Origin of the sequence: Luteibacter sp. 3190 (genome assembly GCF_031456385.1) — a bacterium.
Lineage (GTDB): Bacteria > Pseudomonadota > Gammaproteobacteria > Xanthomonadales > Rhodanobacteraceae > Luteibacter.
The window spans coordinates 2109869-2127787 of record NZ_JAVDUO010000001.1 but is presented as its reverse complement, the minus strand read 5'-3'; the positions used below and the strand labels follow the sequence as shown (position 1 = coordinate 2127787).

At 68.3% G+C, this 17919-nt stretch carries 18 protein-coding genes; all 18 read left to right on the top strand.

The window, feature by feature from the left end:
• Positions 1 to 278 precede the first annotated feature (278 nt).
• A complete protein-coding gene (locus J2X58_RS09625) occupies positions 279 to 1697 on the top strand; it encodes a sigma-54 dependent transcriptional regulator (protein WP_310047807.1) in 1419 nt (472 codons plus the stop codon).
• A 68-nt stretch (positions 1698 to 1765) separates the two neighbouring features.
• Positions 1766 to 2095 carry a flagellar hook-basal body complex protein FliE gene (fliE, locus tag J2X58_RS09620; RefSeq protein ID WP_090176733.1) on the top strand — a complete coding sequence of 110 codons (330 nt, stop codon included), beginning with the start codon at positions 1766 to 1768 and terminating at the stop codon, positions 2093 to 2095.
• 37 nt (positions 2096 to 2132) lie between these two features.
• Positions 2133 to 3842: a flagellar basal-body MS-ring/collar protein FliF gene (fliF, locus tag J2X58_RS09615; RefSeq protein ID WP_090052095.1), complete on the top strand. Its 1710-nt coding sequence runs from the start codon at positions 2133 to 2135 to the stop codon at positions 3840 to 3842.
• Between the two features lie 13 nt (positions 3843 to 3855).
• The gene (fliG, locus tag J2X58_RS09610; protein ID WP_254779213.1) at positions 3856 to 4845 is read left to right on the top strand and encodes a flagellar motor switch protein FliG; all 990 of its coding nucleotides are present in this window, start codon (positions 3856 to 3858) and stop codon (positions 4843 to 4845) included.
• Positions 4845 to 5504 (top strand): flagellar assembly protein FliH, encoded by a 660-nt coding sequence (locus J2X58_RS09605; RefSeq protein WP_310047805.1) that lies wholly within the window; start codon positions 4845 to 4847, stop codon positions 5502 to 5504. The genes fliG and J2X58_RS09605 overlap by 1 nt, the downstream gene beginning before the upstream one ends.
• A complete protein-coding gene (gene fliI, locus J2X58_RS09600) occupies positions 5501 to 6862 on the top strand; it encodes a flagellar protein export ATPase FliI (RefSeq protein ID WP_090052101.1) in 1362 nt (453 codons plus the stop codon). The genes J2X58_RS09605 and fliI overlap by 4 nt, the downstream gene beginning before the upstream one ends.
• Entirely contained in the window at positions 6862 to 7296 is a 435-nt protein-coding gene (gene fliJ, locus J2X58_RS09595; protein WP_090052102.1) for a flagellar export protein FliJ, read from the top strand. Before fliI ends, fliJ begins: the two co-directional genes overlap by 1 nt.
• A 42-nt stretch (positions 7297 to 7338) precedes the next feature.
• A complete protein-coding gene (locus J2X58_RS09590; RefSeq protein ID WP_310047802.1) occupies positions 7339 to 8433 on the top strand; it encodes a flagellar hook-length control protein FliK in 1095 nt (364 codons plus the stop codon).
• Positions 8434 to 8831: 398 nt separating this feature from the next.
• Entirely contained in the window at positions 8832 to 9323 is a 492-nt protein-coding gene (locus J2X58_RS09585) for a flagellar basal body-associated FliL family protein (protein WP_090052106.1), read from the top strand.
• Positions 9324 to 9339: 16 nt separating this feature from the next.
• The gene (gene fliM / locus J2X58_RS09580) at positions 9340 to 10356 is read left to right on the top strand and encodes a flagellar motor switch protein FliM (protein ID WP_090052108.1); all 1017 of its coding nucleotides are present in this window, start codon (positions 9340 to 9342) and stop codon (positions 10354 to 10356) included.
• Positions 10357 to 10694: 338 nt separating this feature from the next.
• Complete coding sequence (gene fliN / locus J2X58_RS09575; protein WP_090052109.1) at positions 10695 to 11030, top strand: flagellar motor switch protein FliN; 336 nt, start codon at positions 10695 to 10697, stop codon at positions 11028 to 11030.
• 5 nt (positions 11031 to 11035) lie between these two features.
• Positions 11036 to 11449: a flagellar biosynthetic protein FliO gene (gene fliO, locus J2X58_RS09570; protein WP_254778967.1), complete on the top strand. Its 414-nt coding sequence runs from the start codon at positions 11036 to 11038 to the stop codon at positions 11447 to 11449.
• Positions 11446 to 12195, top strand: coding sequence for a flagellar type III secretion system pore protein FliP (gene fliP / locus J2X58_RS09565; RefSeq protein WP_310047801.1), 750 nt, complete (start codon positions 11446 to 11448; stop codon positions 12193 to 12195). Before fliO ends, fliP begins: the two co-directional genes overlap by 4 nt.
• Positions 12192 to 12461, top strand: a complete 270-nt coding sequence (fliQ, locus tag J2X58_RS09560) for a flagellar biosynthesis protein FliQ (protein WP_089974172.1) — start codon at positions 12192 to 12194, stop codon at positions 12459 to 12461. Before fliP ends, fliQ begins: the two co-directional genes overlap by 4 nt.
• Positions 12461 to 13237 (top strand): flagellar biosynthetic protein FliR, encoded by a 777-nt coding sequence (gene fliR, locus J2X58_RS09555; RefSeq protein WP_255364489.1) that lies wholly within the window; start codon positions 12461 to 12463, stop codon positions 13235 to 13237. Before fliQ ends, fliR begins: the two co-directional genes overlap by 1 nt.
• Positions 13234 to 14376: a flagellar biosynthesis protein FlhB gene (gene flhB / locus J2X58_RS09550; RefSeq protein ID WP_310047799.1), complete on the top strand. Its 1143-nt coding sequence runs from the start codon at positions 13234 to 13236 to the stop codon at positions 14374 to 14376. The genes fliR and flhB overlap by 4 nt, the downstream gene beginning before the upstream one ends.
• 2 nt (positions 14377 to 14378) lie before the next feature.
• Positions 14379 to 16487, top strand: coding sequence for a flagellar biosynthesis protein FlhA (flhA, locus tag J2X58_RS09545; protein ID WP_310047796.1), 2109 nt, complete (start codon positions 14379 to 14381; stop codon positions 16485 to 16487).
• Between the two features lie 94 nt (positions 16488 to 16581).
• Positions 16582 to 17919 (top strand): flagellar biosynthesis protein FlhF, encoded by a 1338-nt coding sequence (gene flhF, locus J2X58_RS09540; protein WP_310047794.1) that lies wholly within the window; start codon positions 16582 to 16584, stop codon positions 17917 to 17919.

Below are 17919 nucleotides of genomic sequence, written 5' to 3'. Positions count from 1 at the left end.
TCACGTGACGTAGAAACGTCGCGTGGCGCCCCGCGTCACATTCGTGACGCCTGTCGTCACGCTTGACGCTTCGGACCTTCACGGCGGGCTCCACTCACGGACGGTAGGGACCGGCCGCGACGCCTTTCCGCCGCACCGCGACGTAAATTTCCGCCTTCGCGCGGCGGAATTCCGCCGTTGGCACGCTCCTTGATTGATACCTTGCAACGAAGCCGACGGGATTCCATCGCGGAACCCGCCAGGCACTTCGATCACACGCATGAAGCGAGGTATCCCAGGTGAAGTCTTCCCACTTTCTTGTCGTCGAATCCGACGCCACGCGCGCCGAAACCATCGTCTCGGCGCTGGCCTTCCTGGGCTACCGTCCCGTCGTCGCCGGCCGCATGCCGGCCGGTGAAGTCGCCGAGAGCTGGCGGGGGGTCTATGTCGGCACGGTCGAAGACGAGAACGAGCTGGAAGCGCACCTCGCGTCGCTCGGTCGCGGCGGCCGCAACGTTCCCATGCTGGTCGCGGCCGACTCACCGCTGGCCACCTCGCTGATCGCGGACGACACCCGCAGCAGCAACGTCGAACTGATCGACATGCCGCTGCGCTACGAGCGCCTGTCGGAAGCGCTGCGCAGCCTCCAGTCCCGGATCGAGCCGCCGGCGTCCAGCCGCCGCTTCGTTGGCCAGTCGGGCCCGATGCAGCGCGTGAACGCGCTGATCCGCCAGGTCGCGCCGTTCGATTCCAGTGTGCTCGTGCTGGGCGAATCGGGTAGCGGCAAGGAACTCGTCGCGCGCACCATCCACGATTGCTCCCCGCGTCGCGACAAGCCGTTCGTCGCGATCAACTGCGGCGCGATCCCGGCCGAACTGCTCGAGAGCGAACTCTTCGGCCATGAGAAGGGTGCGTTCACCGGCGCCATCAGCACCCGCAAGGGACGCTTCGAGATGGCCGAGGGCGGCACGCTGTTCCTCGACGAGATCGGCGACATGAGCCTGCCGATGCAGGTGAAGCTGCTGCGTGTGCTGCAGGAACGTGTCTTCGAGCGCGTGGGTGGCAACCGTCCGCAGCGCTGCGACGTGCGCATCATCGCCGCCACGCACCGCGACCTCGAAGGGGCCATCGAGCGCGGCAGCTTCCGCGAGGATCTCTTCTACCGCCTGAGCGTCTTCCCGCTCGAGATGCCGCCGCTGCGCCAGCGCCTCGAAGACCTTCCCGCCCTCGTGTCCGAATTCAACCACCGCCTCGTCCAGCGCGGCCTGTCCTCGGTGCGTTTCTCGCCGAGCGCCGTGGGCGCGCTGTGCCGTTATTCGTGGCCGGGCAACGTCCGCGAGCTGTCCAACCTCGTGGAGCGCATGGCGATCCTGATGCCGCACGGCGAAGTCCGCGCCGCCGACCTGCCGGAAAAATACCGCGGCGCGCTGCCGGTGGAAGAGGTCTCCGGCGCCGCACTGATCGCCATGATGGAGGCCGAGCCGGAAGTCACGGAGTCCTTCGCCTTCATCGGCGAGGGCGATCCCTCGGTCCTTCCCCAGGGCGGTCTCGACCTGAAGGATCACCTCGCCGGCATCGAGATCGGTCTCATTCGTCAGGCCCTGAACTCCGCCAATGGTGTCGTGGCCCACGCCGCGAAGCTGCTGCGCGTCCAGCGCACGACGCTGGTCGAGAAGCTGCGCAAGTACGGCCTGTCCGAGACCGTGCAGGCGGGCTGATGCCGCGTCGGTTGGCACAGGTCGTGCATCGGGTGTCGTAAACCCGATGCAAGCGTTGGAAAACCGTCATGACCACGATCGACGTCAACAGCCTCCTGCTCCAGATGCGCCGCATCAGCGCGCAGACCGAGATGCCCGCGATCCGGGGCGTCGGCGAAACGGCGGCGGCCGAGAAGGGTGCCTTCGGCGACCTCCTGAAGCAGTCGATCGAAGGCGTCTCGCAGCAGCAGGGCAAGGCGAAGGACATGGCGATGGCGTTCGAGCGCGGCGATCCCGGCATCGATCTCGCGCAGGTGATGATCCAGGGCCAGAAAGCCGACCTCTCGTTCCGCGCCCTCACCGAGGTGCGCAACAAGATGGTCGATGCGTACAAAGAAATCATGAACATGTCGATCTGATCGACGTTGATCCCACCGACAGGATTCGACCCGAACCATGGCAGACAACGGCGTAGCCACCACGGATAGCAACACGGCGTCACGCATGGATTCGCTGAAGTCTCTGGCGCAGACGCCGGCGGCCCGCCAGCTCTTCATGCTGGCCGGCATCGCCGGCGCCGTCGCGATCGGCATCGCCGCGGTGATGTGGTCCCGCGCTCCGAACTACGGTCTGCTCTACGGCGGCCTCGAGCAGAAGGACGCCGCCGCCGTCACGCAGGCGTTGCAGGCGGGCAATACCCCGTACACCCTGAGCACCGACGGCAGCTCCATCTTCGTGCCCGCGGCCGACGTCGCTGGCGTCCGCTTGAAGCTAGCGGGGCAGGGCCTCCCGCAGGGCAGCGCGGCCAGCGCCGTGCCGCAGACGGATTCGCCGTTCGGCATGAGCGACATGGCCGAGCGCTCCCGCTACCAGTCGCTGCTGGAAAACGATCTTTCGAACACCATCGCGGGCCTGCAGTCCGTGCGTGCGGCGCGCGTCCACCTCGCGCTGCCCAAGCCGTCGGCGTTCATCCGCGACAACAAGCCCGCCAGCGCGTCCGTCGTCGTGACGCTGTATCCCGGTCGCCAGCTCGACCAGGGCCAGGTCGCCGCGATCGTCCATCTGGTCGCGGCCAGCGTTCCTGACCTCGACACCCGCCAGGTGTCGGTCATCGACCAGGCCGGCAATCTGCTCACCGTCAGCGATCCCGACAGCGCCTCGGCGATCGGCGATAGCCGGCTGCGCCTGTCGAACCGTATCGAAGCGACGTACACCCAGCGCGTCGAAGACCTCCTGACGCCACTGGTCGGCGCGGGCAAGGTGCGTGCGCAGGTGTTCGCGGATCTCGATTTCTCGCAGACCGAAAAGGCGAGCGAAACGTTCAACCACGACAATCCCGCCCTGCGCAGCGAGCAGACCAGCAGCGACACGCGCACGGAGCCGGCGAACAACGGCGGCGTGCCGGGCGCGCTCAGCAACCAGCCGCCGAACACCGGCGCCAACGCCACGGCGGCGAATCCCGCCGCCGGTGGCAAGGCGGGCGCGCAGACGGCCAGCACGCAGGCCACGCAGACGCCCACGCAGCAGACGCAGAACGCGACACGCAACTACGAGCTGGACCGCACCGTCAGCCATGTCACCGATCCGGCCGGCAAGGTCGCGCGTCTTTCCGTCGCGGTGGTGGTGGACAACAAGCAGGTGCCCGACAAGGACGGCAAGACGAAGAGCGTGCCGTTCACGCCGGAAGAGCTCACGCGCCTGACCGAGCTGACCAAGAACGCCGTGGGTTTCAGCGCGGCGCGCGGCGACAGCGTCAGCGTGATCAACGAGGCCTTCCACGGCAACGTGGCCGAAGAGGCGCCCCAGAGCACGCCGTTCTGGGAACGCCCGGGCATGCTCGACCTGATCAAACAGGGCCTCGGCGTGATGATCGCGCTGATCGTCGGCTTCTTCGTGCTGCGCCCCATCCTCAAGGGCCTGCTGAAGCCGGCGCCGCTGGCCATGAACAATGTCGCGCTCGCCGGTCCCATGCCCACCGTGTCGGTCATGGTCGACGACGACGACATGACGCCCGATCGCGTCAGCACGGGCTCCCAGGCGCAGCTCGGTTCGCCCGCGTTGCTGGCCTATGAACAGAAGGTGGGCCTCGCCAAGCGCATGGCCGCCGAGAATCCGAAGCAGGTGGCGCAAGTGGTGAAGAGCTGGGTGTCCGACGATGGCGGCTGAGCAGAAGGAAGCCCTGACGGGCGCGCAGCGCGCCGCGATCCTGCTCCTCACGCTCGGTGAGGAAGACGCGGCATCGATCCTGAAGCACCTCGGCGCACGCGACGTGCAGGCCGTGGGGACGGCGATGGCCGCGCTGAAGAACGTGAGCAAGGAGCAGGTGGATCAGGTCCTGACGCGCCTCCAGGAGGACGTCGGCCAGCACACCTCCATCGGTGTCGGCACCGAGGAATACATCCGTCGCATCCTGGTCAACGCGCTGGGCGAGAACAAGGCCGGTGGCCTCATCGACCGCATCCTCCTCGGCCGCAGCAGCAAGGGCCTGGAGTCGCTGAAGTGGATGGAGAGCCGCGCGATCGCCGAAATGATCGGGCAGGAACATCCGCAGATCATCGCGCTCGTCATGGCGCACCTCGAGTCCGACCAGGCCGCCGAAGTCATCGGTTACCTGCCGGCGCGCACGCGCAGCGACGTCGTCATGCGCATCGCGACGCTCGACGGCGTGCAGCCGCACGCGCTGAACGAGCTCGACGAGATCATGGAGCGCCAGTTCTCGGGCAATTCCAACAAGCTGAAATCCGCGAGCGTGGGTGGCCTCAAGGCCGCCGCCGACATTCTCAACGCGATGGAAACCTCGCGGGAGGCGGAACTGATGGCATCGATCCGCGGCATCGATTCGGGCCTGGGCGAGCGCATCGAGGAGCTGATGTTCGTCTTCGACGATCTCGCCGATCTCGACGACCGCAGCATGCAGACGCTGTTGCGCGAAGTGCCGTCGGCACGGCTGATCACCGCGCTCAAGGGCGCGGAGGCCGCCATCCGCGAGAAGATCTTCTCGAACATGTCCAAGCGTGCCGCCGACATGCTGCGTGACGACCTCGAGGTCAAGGGTCCGGTGCGTCTGTCCGAAGTGGACGCGGCGCAGAAAGAAGTGCTGGCCACCGCGCGGCGTCTCGCCGACGCCGGCCAGATCAATCTCGCCGGCGGCGGGGAAGAATTCGTCTGATGAGCCTGACCTCGATCCTCGCCCGCGAGAGCGTCGCACAGTTCGAGCGCTGGGAGCTCCCGGTCGTCGGCGGCGTCGATTCGCCCGATCCCGCGGGGCAGGACGACGAGGGGCCGCATCGACCCACCGTCGCCGAGATCGAGGCGATCGAACGGCAGGCTCGCGAAGAAGGCTTCAACGCCGGCCTCGCGGAGGGTCGCGCGATGGCGAAGCGTGAGCTCGCCGAGCAGGTCGCGCGCTTCGACGCGCTGGTCGCTGCGGTCCAGCGTCCCTTCGCCGACCTCGACGACGAGGTGGCGGCCGACCTCGCGCAGCTCGCGACGGTGATCGCCGAACGCGTCCTCGGCTACGAGATCGCGACGCGACCGGAGACGATCGTGGACGTGGTGCGCCAGGCGGTCGACGCGCTGCCGGCGGCGACCCGACACCTGAAGATCCACCTGCATCCCGCCGACGCGGCGCTGGTTCGCGAGCATCGTTCGTCGCTCGACCACGAAGGGACCGTCGTCGACGACGCCGCGCTCGCGCGTGGAGATGTCCGTCTCGAAAGCGAACACTCGCGCCTCGACGGTCGCGTTCGCACGCGCATGGCGGCCGTCATCGACAGCGTGTTGCAGGGGCAGCCCGAACTCCACGACGACGAGGCCGACGCTCCGTGAACGCCGAGCAGCACGTCGCGTCGCGCAACGCGCGCTGGCGCGAGACGCTCGCCGCCCAGCGCGCCGGCGCGGAACACGTCCGGCCGATGCAGGCCGAGGGCAAGCTGCGCCGCGTGGTGGGCCTCACGCTCGAGGCCGTCGGCTGCGAAGCCCCGGTGGGCGCGCGGTGCATGGTCGCTGGCGCCGACGGCAAGCAGCTCGAAACCGAGGTCGTCGGTTTCTCCGACGGCCGGCTCCTGCTCATGCCCACGGGTGAAATGCACGGCGTCCTGCCGAACGCCAGGGTGACGCCGGTCGCGGCCGTCTCGGGCATCCCGGTGGGCGATTCGCTGCTGGGACGCGTCATCGGTCCGGATGGCGCGCCGCTGGACGGACAGGGGCCGCTCCACGCGCGCGAGCGCGTCCCGCTGCGCCGCGATCCGATCAACCCGATGCTGCGCCAGCCGATCGATACGCCGCTGGACACCGGCGTCCGCGCCATCAACTCGCTGCTGACCGTCGGTCGCGGCCAGCGCATCGGCCTGTTCGCCGGCTCCGGCGTGGGTAAATCCACGCTCATGGGCATGATGACCCGCTTCACCGACGCGGACGTCGTGGTCGTCGGGCTGATCGGCGAACGCGGCCGCGAAGTGAAGGAATTCGTCGATCACACGCTGGGCGAGGAAGGTCGCCGCCGCGCGGTCGTCATCGCCGCGCCGGCCGACGCGCCGCCGCTGTCCCGTCTGCGCGGGGCGCAGGTGGCGACCGCCGTGGCGGAACATTTCCGCGACCAGGGCAAGCGCGTGCTGCTGCTGATGGACTCCCTGACGCGTTACGCGCAGGCGCAGCGCGAGATCGCGCTCGCGATCGGCGAGCCGCCCGCGACCAAGGGCTATCCGCCGTCCGTGTTCGCCATGCTGCCGGCGCTCGTCGAGCGTGCCGGCAACGATGCCGAGGGCCGCGGCTCCATCACCGCGTTCTACACGGTGCTCACCGAGGGCGACGATTATCGCCACGATCCGATCGCCGACTCCGCGCGCGCGATCCTCGATGGCCACATCGTGCTTTCGCGTGACATGGCCGAGGCCGGGCACTATCCGGCGATCGACATCGAGGCCTCCATCAGCCGCGTCATGCCGGCGGTGGTGTCGAAGGAGCACATGCGCTCCGCGCAGCGCTTCCGCCAGGTCTATTCGGCCTACCGCCAGCAGCGCGACCTCATCGCCGTGGGCGCGTACCAGAAGGGCAGCGATCCCCGCACCGACGAGGCCATCGCGCTGTATCCGCGTCTCTCGGCGTTCCTGCAGCAGGAGACCGACGTGCCCGTGAATCTCGACGAGGCCGAGGCCGGTCTCGCCGAAACGACGCAGGCCGGCTGATGCCTTCCCGCGCCGACCGTCTGCAACCCGTCGTCGATCTCGCCGCCGAGCGCGCGGAGAAGGCGACGCTCGCGCTCGCCACCCACCAGCGCGCCGTGGCGGAGGCCGAGCACCAGTTGTCGGAACTGCGCCGCTATCGCAACGAGTATGCGGGCATGCCGGACGGCATCGGGGTCACGGCGCTGCTCAACCGTCAGCAGTTCCTGCAGAAGATCGACATGGCCATCGTCCAGCAGATGAGCGAAGTGGAACGGCGCGGCAAGGCGCTCGAGCGCGCGCGCGACGACTGGGCGACGGCGCGCGGTCGCGCGAAGGCGCTGGATTCCGTCACCACGAAATACCGGGACCAGGAGCGCAAGCAGCAGGATCGCCGCGAGCAGGAGCAGGCCGACGAGCGCTCACAGTATCGCCGCGCGCCGCGCGACGACGGCTGACGCGCCTGGCCCATCACCGAACGAAATGCACGGATCAACCCCATGAACAACGCCACGCTCGCCCTTCAGACCGCGCACGCTGCCGCTTCGTCCCCGGCGCCCACGGGCCCGCGCGTGCAGGACGATGCGGCACCGTCGAAGCGGTTCGACGCCGCCCTCGACGCCGCTCACGCGGACGCGCGCCAGACGCAGCATCCGTCGACGGCGACGGGCACCGACAAAGCGGCTCCTCCGTCGAAGGCGCCGCCCGCGAAGGACGCCGCCGTCGACGAAAAGGCGGCTGACAAGAAGGACGACGCCGCGGTCACCGGCGATCCGTCGATCGCCGCGACGATGCTTTCGCTCATCGGCGTGCCCGTGAAGGTCACGGAGGCCGCGACGAGCGTCCTGGGCGCCGTGAAGGACGCGACCGCAGGCCCCGTGGGCGGTGCCCTGGGTGCGACGGCTGCCCTTGCGGCGCTGTTGCCCGGCGACGCGGCGAAGCCGCAGAACGCCGAGGCCAGCCTTCTGGCGACGGCGGCCGACGCGGGCGGTGCGCTCGCGGCGGCTGCCGTGGCGCCGGCGGCGACGGCATCGCCTTTCGACGCGCTGATGGCCGCCCAGGCGAGCGGTGCCGCCATCGGGAAGGACGATCCCGGTTCGGCGATCGACATGGCGAACGGAAGCCCGATGCCGCTCGTGCATGGCCAGCCGATGGCGCATGGCGCCGCGCCCGTCGTGCAGATGCAGGCCACCCAGGCGGCCACATCGCCGCAGTTCGCGCAGGAACTGGGCGACCAGATCGCGTGGATGGGCTCGGGCCAGGTGAAGGAGGCGCGGATCAAGCTGCATCCCGAAGAGCTCGGCAGCATGGACGTGCGCGTCAACATGGATGGCGGCAAGGTCAACGTCGCGATCATCGCGCAGCACCCGGCGGCGGTTCACGCCGTCCAGCAGACGCTGTCGCATCTCGACACCATGCTCGCGCACCACGGGCTCTCCCTCGGCCAGGCCGACGTCGGGCAGCGCCAGACGGGGCAGGGCGCCGACGGACAGAATGGCGCGACGGGGCAGGGCGGCGATATCGACGGCGCCGCTCCCGACGTCGTCACCACGACGCGCATCTCGCCGCGTGGCCTGGTCGACGAGGTGGCATGACCAGAGCACCGGGCCCGCCCGGACGCTGTAGGAGCGGCCCCGGCCGCGACATCTTTTCGCGAAGAGCGGCAGGGCCTGTGGCGTTCGGCGAAGAGCCGTCGCGGCCAGGTCGGCTCCCACAGGGTAACGGCTGGGTTGGAGCGGCCCTGGCCGCGACATTTTTTCGCGAAGAGCAACAGGGCCTGTGGCGTTCGGCGAGGAGCCGTCGCGGCCGGGTCCGTTCCAGCGGGGCGTCAAAGTTTCGACTTGTGCCGGTATTCCGACTGACGCAAACCACGTCACACCCCGGTAAATTGGGCCTTTTCCGTTGCGTCGCCACTGGCACGCCGATTGCACACTAGTACCGGGGCCCGCGAGGGCCGATACATCCGACGAATTCGCACCAGAGGTTTCCAAGCATGGCCGCAGCAGCTCCCACCGACGCCGAAGGCGCACCGAAAAAGAAAAAGAAGGGCCTCGTGCTCATCGTCGGCGCGCTTGTCGTCCTTGCCGCGGGCGGCGCCGGTGCGTGGTTCATGCTGAAGGGCGGCCACAAAGGCGCCGAGAGCGCAGCCGAGGTCGCGAAGTCGAAGCCGGCGGTCTACCTCCAGCTCGATCCGGCGTTCGTCGTCAATTTCCAGGACGAGAACGCGCTGCGTTTCCTCCAGGTGGGCGTCAACGTGATGTCGCACGACCCGGAAGCGATCGCCGCGGCGAAAGAGGCGGACCCCGAGATCCGCAACGCCCTGCTCATGCTGTTCTCGGCACAGGACGTGAAGTCGCTGTCCGACGTGAAGGGCAAGCAGAAGCTGCAGGCGTCGGCGCTCGCGGAGATCCAGCGCGTGCTCAAGGCGAAGATCGGGCGTCCCGGCGTGGACGCGGTCTATTTCACCAGCTTCATCATGCAGTGACGGGGACTCCGCGGCCATGAGCGACATCCTCACCCAGGAAGAAATCGACGCCCTGCTCGCGGGCGTGGAAGGTGGCGCGGTCGAGACCGAGGTCGAACTCCCGCCGCCTGGCGGCATCCAGGACTACGACTTCACCCAGCAGGACCGCATCGTTCGCGGCCGCCTGCCGACGCTGGAGATGGTCAATGACCGCTTCGCCCGCTATTTCCGCGCCAATCTGTTCAACGTGCTGCGGAAATCGTGCGAGGTGTCGGTCCTCGGCGTGAAGATGACCAAGTTCAACGAGTACGTCCATTCGCTGGCCGTGCCGAGCAACCTCAACCTCATCCGCATCAAACCGCTGCGCGGCACCGCGCTGATGGTGTTCGAGCCGCGCCTCGTCTTCACGGTGATCGACAACTTCTTCGGCGGCGACGGTCGTTACCACGCCCGCATCGAAGGACGCGACTTCACGCCGACCGAGAACCGCGTCATCCAGATCGTGCTGCAGGAGGCCTTCACCGCGATGGCCGAGGCCTGGGCACCGGTGCTGAAGATGCAGTTCGAGTTCCTGAACTCCGAGATCAACCCGCAGTTCGCGAACATCGTCAGCCCGACGGAGACGGTGGTCGTCTCGCGCTTCCATATCGAGCTCGACGGTGGCGGCGGCGAAGTGCACCTGACGCTACCGTATTCCATGGTGGAGCCCATCCGCGAGCTCCTCGACGCGGGCGTGCAGAGCGACCGCGCCGAACGCGACGATCGCTGGATCCAGAACCTGCACGAGGAAATCCTCGACGCCGAGGTCGAGATCACGTCGCTGCTGGCCGAGGCGCGCCTGACCATCGGCGACTTCCTGCACCTGCGCAAGGGCGACGTGATTCCGATCAGTCTGCCGGAGACGGCGACCGTCTTCGCCGAAGACGTGCCCATCTTCCGTGGCCGCATGGCGAACTCGGGCGGCAACAAGGCGGTGCAGTTCGACTCGCTGCTGCGTCGGAACGCGCCGCGCCCCGCCGTGGCCCCCGCCCAGCCGGTGACCGAGCCGGTCTGACGCGCCGTGGCCGGCCGTCGGCCGGCATCGCCGATACGATCGGCTCCACCCTTCGGTAGCTGCTGGCCGGACCCGGCTACCGAAGGGGTGGGAGCCGATCGTATCGGCGATCGACGTACGGCAGCGCGACCCCGTCAATGGCCCGTCTTGGTGACTAACTGCCGTCGAGCGTCAGCTTTCTGACTGTCGCGTTGCGTCACATCCCGACTGCGACACCGCCCGCATTTCCCGAACCGCGTCGCGACGCCGTTTTCACCATCCTTCCCGTCGACCAGACCCGTGGCACGCCGCTTGCTTCACATGGCCTGCACCCGGCAACGTCTCTCACTGGAACGGACATGAACGAACCCACCACCCTCGACGCAATCGACTCCAGCGACGCCTCGCTGGCCTCGTCCATCGGCCTCGGCAACGAGGTGAACCTCGACGTCATCCTCGACGTGCCGGTCACCATGGCGATGGAAGTCGGCCGCACCAAGCTCAGCATCCGCAACCTGCTCCAGCTCAACCAGGGTTCGGTCGTCGAACTCGACCGCGCCGCCGGCGAACCGCTCGACGTGTTCGTCAACGGCACCCTCGTCGCCCATGGCGAGGTCGTCGTCATCAACGAGAAATTCGGCATCCGGCTGACCGATGTGATCAGCCCGGCCGAGCGCGTCCGCAAGCTGCGGTGATCCACGTGCGCCGTACCGTCGCCGCCCTCGCGGGCGGCTTCCTGCCCTGCGCCCTGGTGGCGGCTCCGGCTGCCGCCCCGGCGGTCGACACCGGCGCGGAACTGTTCCGCGTGCTGATCAGCCTGCTCGGCGTCGTGGCGCTCATCTTCTTCGTCGGCTGGCTCAGCCGCCGTGCCCAGGCGCGCGTGCGTCCGGGCGGACGCAAGATCCGCGTCATCGAATCGATGCCGGTCGGCATCAAGGAAAAGGTCATGCTGCTCGAAGTCGGCGGTACGCAATTGCTGGTCGGCGCCTCGCCGACGGGTGGGTTGCGCACGCTGCACGTGCTCGAGACGCCGGTCGAGGTCGACACCCCGGCGGGCCCGACGCCTCCGATCCGCGGGTTCCGCGACGTCCTGGCCCAGTGGAAGCGCCCATGAAGCGCTGGCCCTGGCTCGTCCTCCTTCTTCTCCTTCTGGCCCCGTTTCCGGCGTTCGCCGCCGATCCCCCGGGCATCCAGCTGCTGAACGTGCAGCCGGGCGCCAACGGCGGCCAGACATGGTCGCTGTCGATCCAGCTGCTGGCGCTGATGACGGCGCTCACCGCGCTGCCGGCGATCCTGCTGATGATGACGTCGTTCACGCGCATCATCATCGTGCTCGGCTTCCTGCGCCAGGCGCTCGGCACCAACAGCACGCCGCCGAACCAGGTCATCCTGGGCCTGTCGCTGTTCCTCACGCTTTTCGTCATGACGCCCGTGATCAACAAGGCGTACGACGCGGGCATCAAGCCGTACATGGACGGCCAGATGAGCGTGCAGCAGGCGCTGCCGCTGGCGGCCGCGCCGTTCCGCCATTTCATGCTCGAACAGACGCGCGAGCCCGATCTGCAGCTCTTCACGAAGCTGGCCGGCGAACAGCCGTATGCCGACAAGGACGCGGTGCCGTACCGCGTCGCGCTCCCGGCGTTCGTCACCAGCGAGCTGAAGACGGCGTTCCAGATGGGCTTCCTGCTGTTCATCCCGTTCCTCATCATCGATCTGGTCGTCGCCTCCGTGCTGATGTCGATGGGCATGATGATGGTGTCGCCGATGATCATCTCGCTGCCCTTCAAGATCATGCTCTTCGTGCTGGTCGACGGCTGGACGCTGCTGCTGGGCACGCTGGCGGGGAGTTTCTTCCAATGACGCCGGAATCCGTCATCGGCTTCGGCCAGCAGGCCCTGCACATCGCGATGCTCATCGGCGCGCCGCTGCTCCTCACGGCGCTCGCAGTCGGCCTGCTGATCGGCATGATCCAGGCGGCGACGCAGATCAACGAGCAGACGCTGAGCTTCATCCCGAAGCTCATCTCGATGGCGCTGGTCATGATCATCGCCGGCCCGTGGATGCTGCGCACGCTGGTGCAGTTCACCCGCACGCTCATCGAGAACCTCCCCCAGGCGGTCCGCTGATGCCGATCGACTTCGGCCAGCTCGAGGGATGGGTCGGCGGCGCCTGCTGGGCGCTCGCGCGCATCTCGGGCCTGCTGCTCGTCGCCCCCGTGCTCGGCGCGACGACGATCCCGATGCGCGTTCGCCTGGGGCTGGCGCTGGTCCTGACCATGGTGCTCGCGCCGCTGGCGCCGCTCGACGTCCGTCCGATCTCGGCACAGGGCATCGCGACGCTGGCGCAGCAGGTGCTGGTCGGCGCCGCGCTGGGTTTCATCCTCAGGCTGATCTTCGAGGCCGTGTCGTTCGCCGGCCAGCTGGTGTCGCAGGCGATGAGCCTCGGCTTCGCCGAGACGATCAACCCGGGTCTGGGCGGCACGGTGTCGGTGCTCAGCCAGTTCTACATGATGCTGGTGACGCTGCTGTTCCTTGTCATGAACGGCCATCTGCAGCTCATCTCCCTGCTGGCCGACAGCTTCCGCACGCTTCCCGTGGGCGAGCAGGGCATCGGAGCGAACGGCATCTGGGGCGTGCTGGACTTCGCGACGCACCTGTTCTCCGGCGCCGTGCGCGTGGCCTTGCCCGCGCTGACGGCCACGCTCGTGGTCAACCTCGGCTTCGGCGCGATCAGCCGTTCGGCGCCGTCCATGAACCTGTTCGCGGTGGGCTTCCCGATCACCATCTGCCTCGGCCTGCTGGCCGTCTGGCTCGCCCTGCGCGCGCTCCCGGGCGCGTTCGATTCGCTGCAGACGGACGCGTGGGACACCATGCGCCAGCTCATCGGGAGGCCTTCCCCGTGAGCGAGAGCGAAAAGGACGACCGCACCGAAGCCCCTAGTGAAAAACGCCTTCGCGAAGCGCGCGAGAAGGGCGATCTGCCGCGTTCGCGCGATCTGTCGACCGCGATCGTCGTCCTCTCGGGCGTCGCCACGCTGATCGCCTCGCGCGACCAGATGTCGGTCCACGCCGCGAACATCATGCGCGTGGGCCTGAACTACGGCCGCGACGACCTGTTCGCCACGAACGGCCTGTACCGGGCGCTGATGACCGCCGCGCTGGAGGGCCTCAAGCTGCTCGGACCCGTCTTCGCCGTGACCATGGTCGCCGCGGTCGCGGCGCCGGCGGTGATGGGCGGGCTGAATTTTTCCACCAAGGCGCTGGCCCCGAAATTCGATCGCCTCGACCCGATCAAGGGCTTCGGCCGGCTCGTGTCCGTCAACGGTCTGGTCGAGCTGGGCAAATCGGTGCTCAAGCTCATCCTGATCGGCGGCGCCCTAGCGTGGTTCCTGCTGCGCTCCACGCACGACATGTACAGCGTCGGCACCGGCCCGGTCGCGGACGGGATCGCCAAGGCGTTCGGCATCTTCGGGCACGCCTCGCTCGTCTTCGGCTGCGCGCTCGGCGCCATCGCACTGGTGGACGCTCCCTGGCAGAAGTTCAGCTTCACCAAGAAGATGAAGATGACGAAGCAGGAAGTGAAGGACGAGCACAAGGAGAACGAGGGCAGTCCCGAGCTGAAGTCAAAAATCCGCCAGATGCAGCACCAGATGGCGCGTCGCCGGATGATGGAAGACGTGCCGACGGCCGACGTGATCGTGACCAATCCGACCCACTTCGCTGTCGCCCTGAAATACGACGAAAACCGCATGGGAGCGCCGCGCGTGGTGGCCAAGGGCATGGACGTCATCGCCCAGCAGATCCGCGATATCGGTGGTGGCGCGAAGGTTCCCGTGGTCGAAGCCCCTCCGTTGGCACGCGCCTTGTATCACACGACGGAAATCGGACGCGAAATCCCCGCGGGGCTGTACGTCGCGGTGGCCCAGATACTGGCCTACGTGTTCCGGCTGAAGCAGGCGATCGCCATGGGCGACCTGCCGCCCGACCTGCCCCGGCAGGAGATCGACCCGGACCTCCTGGGTCCCTACAGAATGGATAACTGACGATGGCAGCTTCCCCCAGCTTCATGGGCACGTTCCGCCAGATTGGCCGCCGCGGCATCGCGGCGCCGGTGGCGATGCTGATCATGCTCGGCATGATGATGCTGCCCCTGCCGCCGTTCATGCTCGACCTGCTGTTCACCTTCAACATCGCGCTGTCGCTGGTGATCCTGCTGGCCACGATGTACGTGATGCGGCCGCTGGAGCTGGCGTCGTTCCCCACCGTGGTGCTGTTCGCCACGCTGCTTCGCCTGGCGCTGAACATCGCGTCGACGCGCGTCGTCCTGCTCCACGGCCACAACGGCCCGGGAGCGGCGGGCAAGGTGATCGAGGCGTTCGGCGAATTCGTCATCGGCGGCAACTTCGCCGTGGGTTTCGTCGTCTTCGCCATCCTGACGATCATCAACTTCGTGGTCGTCACCAAGGGTGCCACCCGCGTGTCCGAAGTGACGGCGCGCTTCACCCTCGACGCGATGCCCGGCAAGCAGATGGCGATCGACGCCGACCTCAACGCCGGTCTGCTGACGCAGGAGCAGGCGCGCGAGCGCCGGCAGGAGGTCCGCGAGGAAGCCGACTTCTACGGCTCGATGGACGGTGCCTCCAAGTTCGTCCGCGGCGACGCGACGGCCGGCATCCTGATCCTCGCGATCAACATCATCGGCGGCTTCTTCATCGGCATGCTCCAGCACGGCCTCTCGGCCGGCGAGGCGGCGCGCACCTATACGCTGCTGACCATCGGCGACGGCCTGGTGGCGCAGGTGCCGGGCCTGATGCTCTCGATCGCCACCGCCGTGATCGTCACCCGCGTGTCGAAGTCCCAGGAAATGGGCAAACACGTCATGGGGCAGCTGTTCGGCCAGCCGAAGGCGCTGGGCGTCGCGGCGGTCGTGCTCGGCACGATGGGCCTGATCCCGGGCATGCCGAACATCCCGTTCCTGATCCTCGCCGGCGTGGCCGGCTTCGGCGCGTGGAAGTTGCACCGCAAGCAGCTCGACGCGGCCGCGGGCATCGTGTCCGGCGCGGGCACGCCGGGTACCGAGCTGGCGCTCGAGTCGGCGCCGCCGGCCGAGCGTCTCGAACTGTCGTGGGAGGACGTGGCGCAGGTCGACACGATCGGCCTGGAGGTCGGCTACCGCCTGATCCCGCTCGTGGACAAGGCGCAGGGCGGCGAGCTCATGGCGCGGATCAAGTCCGTGCGTCGCAAGCTTTCGCAGGAACTCGGCTTCCTCGTGCCGTCGGTGCACATCCGCGACAACCTCGACCTCGTGCCCCACGGCTATCGCATCTCGCTGATGGGCGTGCCGATGGGCGAAGCCGAGATCCACACCGAGCGCATGCTGGCGATCGATCCGGGCCGCGTGCACGGCACGATCAACGGCATCGCCACGCGCGATCCGGCCTTCGGCCTCGACGCCGTCTGGATCGAGCCGGGCCTGCGCGAGCACGCGCAGACGCTGGGCTACACGGTGGTCGATCCCGCCACCGTCATCGCGACGCACCTCTCGCACATCCTGCAGAACCACGCGCACGAGCTCATCGGCCACCAGGACGTCCAGCAGCTCCTCGACCGCCTCGCGCAGCAGACCCCGAAGCTCGTGGAAGACCTGGTGCCCAAGCGCCTGTCGCTCGGCGCGGTGGTCAAGGTGCTGCAGAACCTGCTCGCCGAGCGCGTGCCCATCCGCAACTTCCGCGGCATCGTGGAATCGCTCGCCGAGCATGCGGGCCAGAGCCAGGATCCGGGCGTCCTCGCCGCCGCGGTGCGCGTCACCCTCGGCCGCCAGATCGTGCAGGAGATCGCGGGTCTCGGCACGGAAGTGCCTGTCATTACTTTGGCGCCGGATCTCGAACAGATCCTGCTGCAGTCGCTCCAGGGTGGCGGTCCCGCCGGCGCCGCGGTCGAGCCGGGTCTGGCGGACCGCCTCCAGCAGTCGGTCGCGGAGGCCTCGCGGCGGCAGGAAGCGGCCGGGGAACCGGCGGTGCTCCTGGTGTCGCCGGCGTTGCGTCCATGGCTTTCGCGCTTCACGCGTCATGTGGCCCAAAACCTGCATGTACTCGCCTACAACGAGGTTCCGGACAACCGGCGCGTCAAGCTGGTGACGGCCCTCGGGCGATAGGACTTGAGACGTCGCGCGGAGAACGCGGGGCGCAAGCGGAAGAAACTGATGGCGTCCCCGCGACGGGCGCCAGGACGAAGACAGGATCGAAGGCATGAAAATCAAACGATTCGTTGCTCCCGACATGCGCCAGGCCATGCGCCAGGTCCGTGACGAACAGGGTCCCGACGCGGTGATCCTGTCGACGCGTCGGATGGACGACGGTATCGAGATCATCGCCGCCCTCGATTACGACGAGGCCCTGGTCCGCGAGGCCGGTTTCGGCATCGACGCGCCGGCGCCGAAGCGCGAAGAGGCGCCGATCCGCGCCCAGCGCGACGAAGCCGAGCGCGCCGCGCGCATCGACCAGGCCCGCGCCGCGACCGCCGCCGCCGTGGAACGCGCCGCGAAGGCGGGCCTCGCCGGGACGGGCAACGCGCCGCAGCGTCAGTCCAGCGCCGCGCTCGCCGCGAGCGTCGCCGACGTGGTCCGCGCGGCCACGGTCGCCCCGGCCAACGATGCCGCCGTCAACGGCGTGCGCGCCGAGATCAACAACCTGCGCGAGATGCTCGAAGTGCAGCTCTCGACGCTCGCCTGGAATCAGATGGACCGCGACCAGCCGCTGCGCGCCCGCGTGCTGCGCGAGATGACCCGTCTGGGCATCGACGGCGACGTCGCCCGCTCGCTCAGCGCCGAACTGCCGCCGGGCATGACGGCCGAGCAGGCGCGGTATCTGCCGCTCGGTATCCTGTCCCGTCACATTCGCACGTCGGGTCGCAACTTCGACACCGTCGGTGGCGGCGTCACCGCGCTGGTCGGCACCACTGGCGTCGGCAAGACGACGACCATCGCCAAGCTCGCCGCGCGCGCGGTGCTTCGCCACGGCGCGTCGAACGTCGCCCTGATCAGCGCCGACCAGTACCGCATCGGCGCCGGCGCCCAGCTTGAGCATTACGGCCGGTTGCTCGGCGTGCGCGTGTTCAACGCCCACGACGCCACCAGCCTGCGCAACGTGCTGTTGCAGCTGCGCGGCCGTCATACCGTGCTGGTCGACACCGCGGGCCTCGCCGGCAACGATCCCAAGCTGCAACAGCAGTTCGAGACGCTGCGCGCGACCTCCGACGTCCGCGTCTGCCTGGTGCTCGCCGCCAACGCGCAGGCGCAGGCGATCGACAACGCCATCCGCGCCTATGCGCCGCTGGCGCCGCAGAGCGCGATCCTCACCAAGCTCGACGAAGCGCCGCTGATCGGCGGCGCCCTCTCGGCGGTGATCCGCCACGGCATGCCGCTGGACTACACCACGGATGGTCAGCGCGTGCCCGAAGACATCGCCACGGCCGACGCGCGCAAGCTCGTCTGCCTGGCCGCACAGCTCCTCAAGCAGCGCAACGACGAACCCGACGACGCCGTCCTGGCCGAACGGTTCGGCCTCTCACCCCCGGCGATGGCCTGA

Excerpts from the sequence above, each read along its gene's own strand:
- fliE (WP_090176733.1), top strand. The coding sequence starts at position 1,766 with ATGACCACGATCGACGTCAACAGCCTCCTGCTCCAGATGCGCCGCATC.
- fliF (WP_090052095.1), top strand. The coding sequence starts at position 2,133 with ATGGCAGACAACGGCGTAGCCACCACGGATAGCAACACGGCGTCACGC.
- J2X58_RS09605 (WP_310047805.1), top strand. The coding sequence starts at position 4,845 with ATGAGCCTGACCTCGATCCTCGCCCGCGAGAGCGTCGCACAGTTCGAG.
- fliJ (WP_090052102.1), top strand. The coding sequence starts at position 6,862 with ATGCCTTCCCGCGCCGACCGTCTGCAACCCGTCGTCGATCTCGCCGCC.
- J2X58_RS09590 (WP_310047802.1), top strand. The coding sequence starts at position 7,339 with ATGAACAACGCCACGCTCGCCCTTCAGACCGCGCACGCTGCCGCTTCG.
- J2X58_RS09585 (WP_090052106.1), top strand. The coding sequence starts at position 8,832 with ATGGCCGCAGCAGCTCCCACCGACGCCGAAGGCGCACCGAAAAAGAAA.
- fliM (WP_090052108.1), top strand. The coding sequence starts at position 9,340 with ATGAGCGACATCCTCACCCAGGAAGAAATCGACGCCCTGCTCGCGGGC.
- fliN (WP_090052109.1), top strand. The coding sequence starts at position 10,695 with ATGAACGAACCCACCACCCTCGACGCAATCGACTCCAGCGACGCCTCG.
- fliP (WP_310047801.1), top strand. The coding sequence starts at position 11,446 with ATGAAGCGCTGGCCCTGGCTCGTCCTCCTTCTTCTCCTTCTGGCCCCG.
- fliQ (WP_089974172.1), top strand. The coding sequence starts at position 12,192 with ATGACGCCGGAATCCGTCATCGGCTTCGGCCAGCAGGCCCTGCACATC.
- fliR (WP_255364489.1), top strand. The coding sequence starts at position 12,461 with ATGCCGATCGACTTCGGCCAGCTCGAGGGATGGGTCGGCGGCGCCTGC.
- flhA (WP_310047796.1), top strand. The coding sequence starts at position 14,379 with ATGGCAGCTTCCCCCAGCTTCATGGGCACGTTCCGCCAGATTGGCCGC.
- flhF (WP_310047794.1), top strand. The coding sequence starts at position 16,582 with ATGAAAATCAAACGATTCGTTGCTCCCGACATGCGCCAGGCCATGCGC.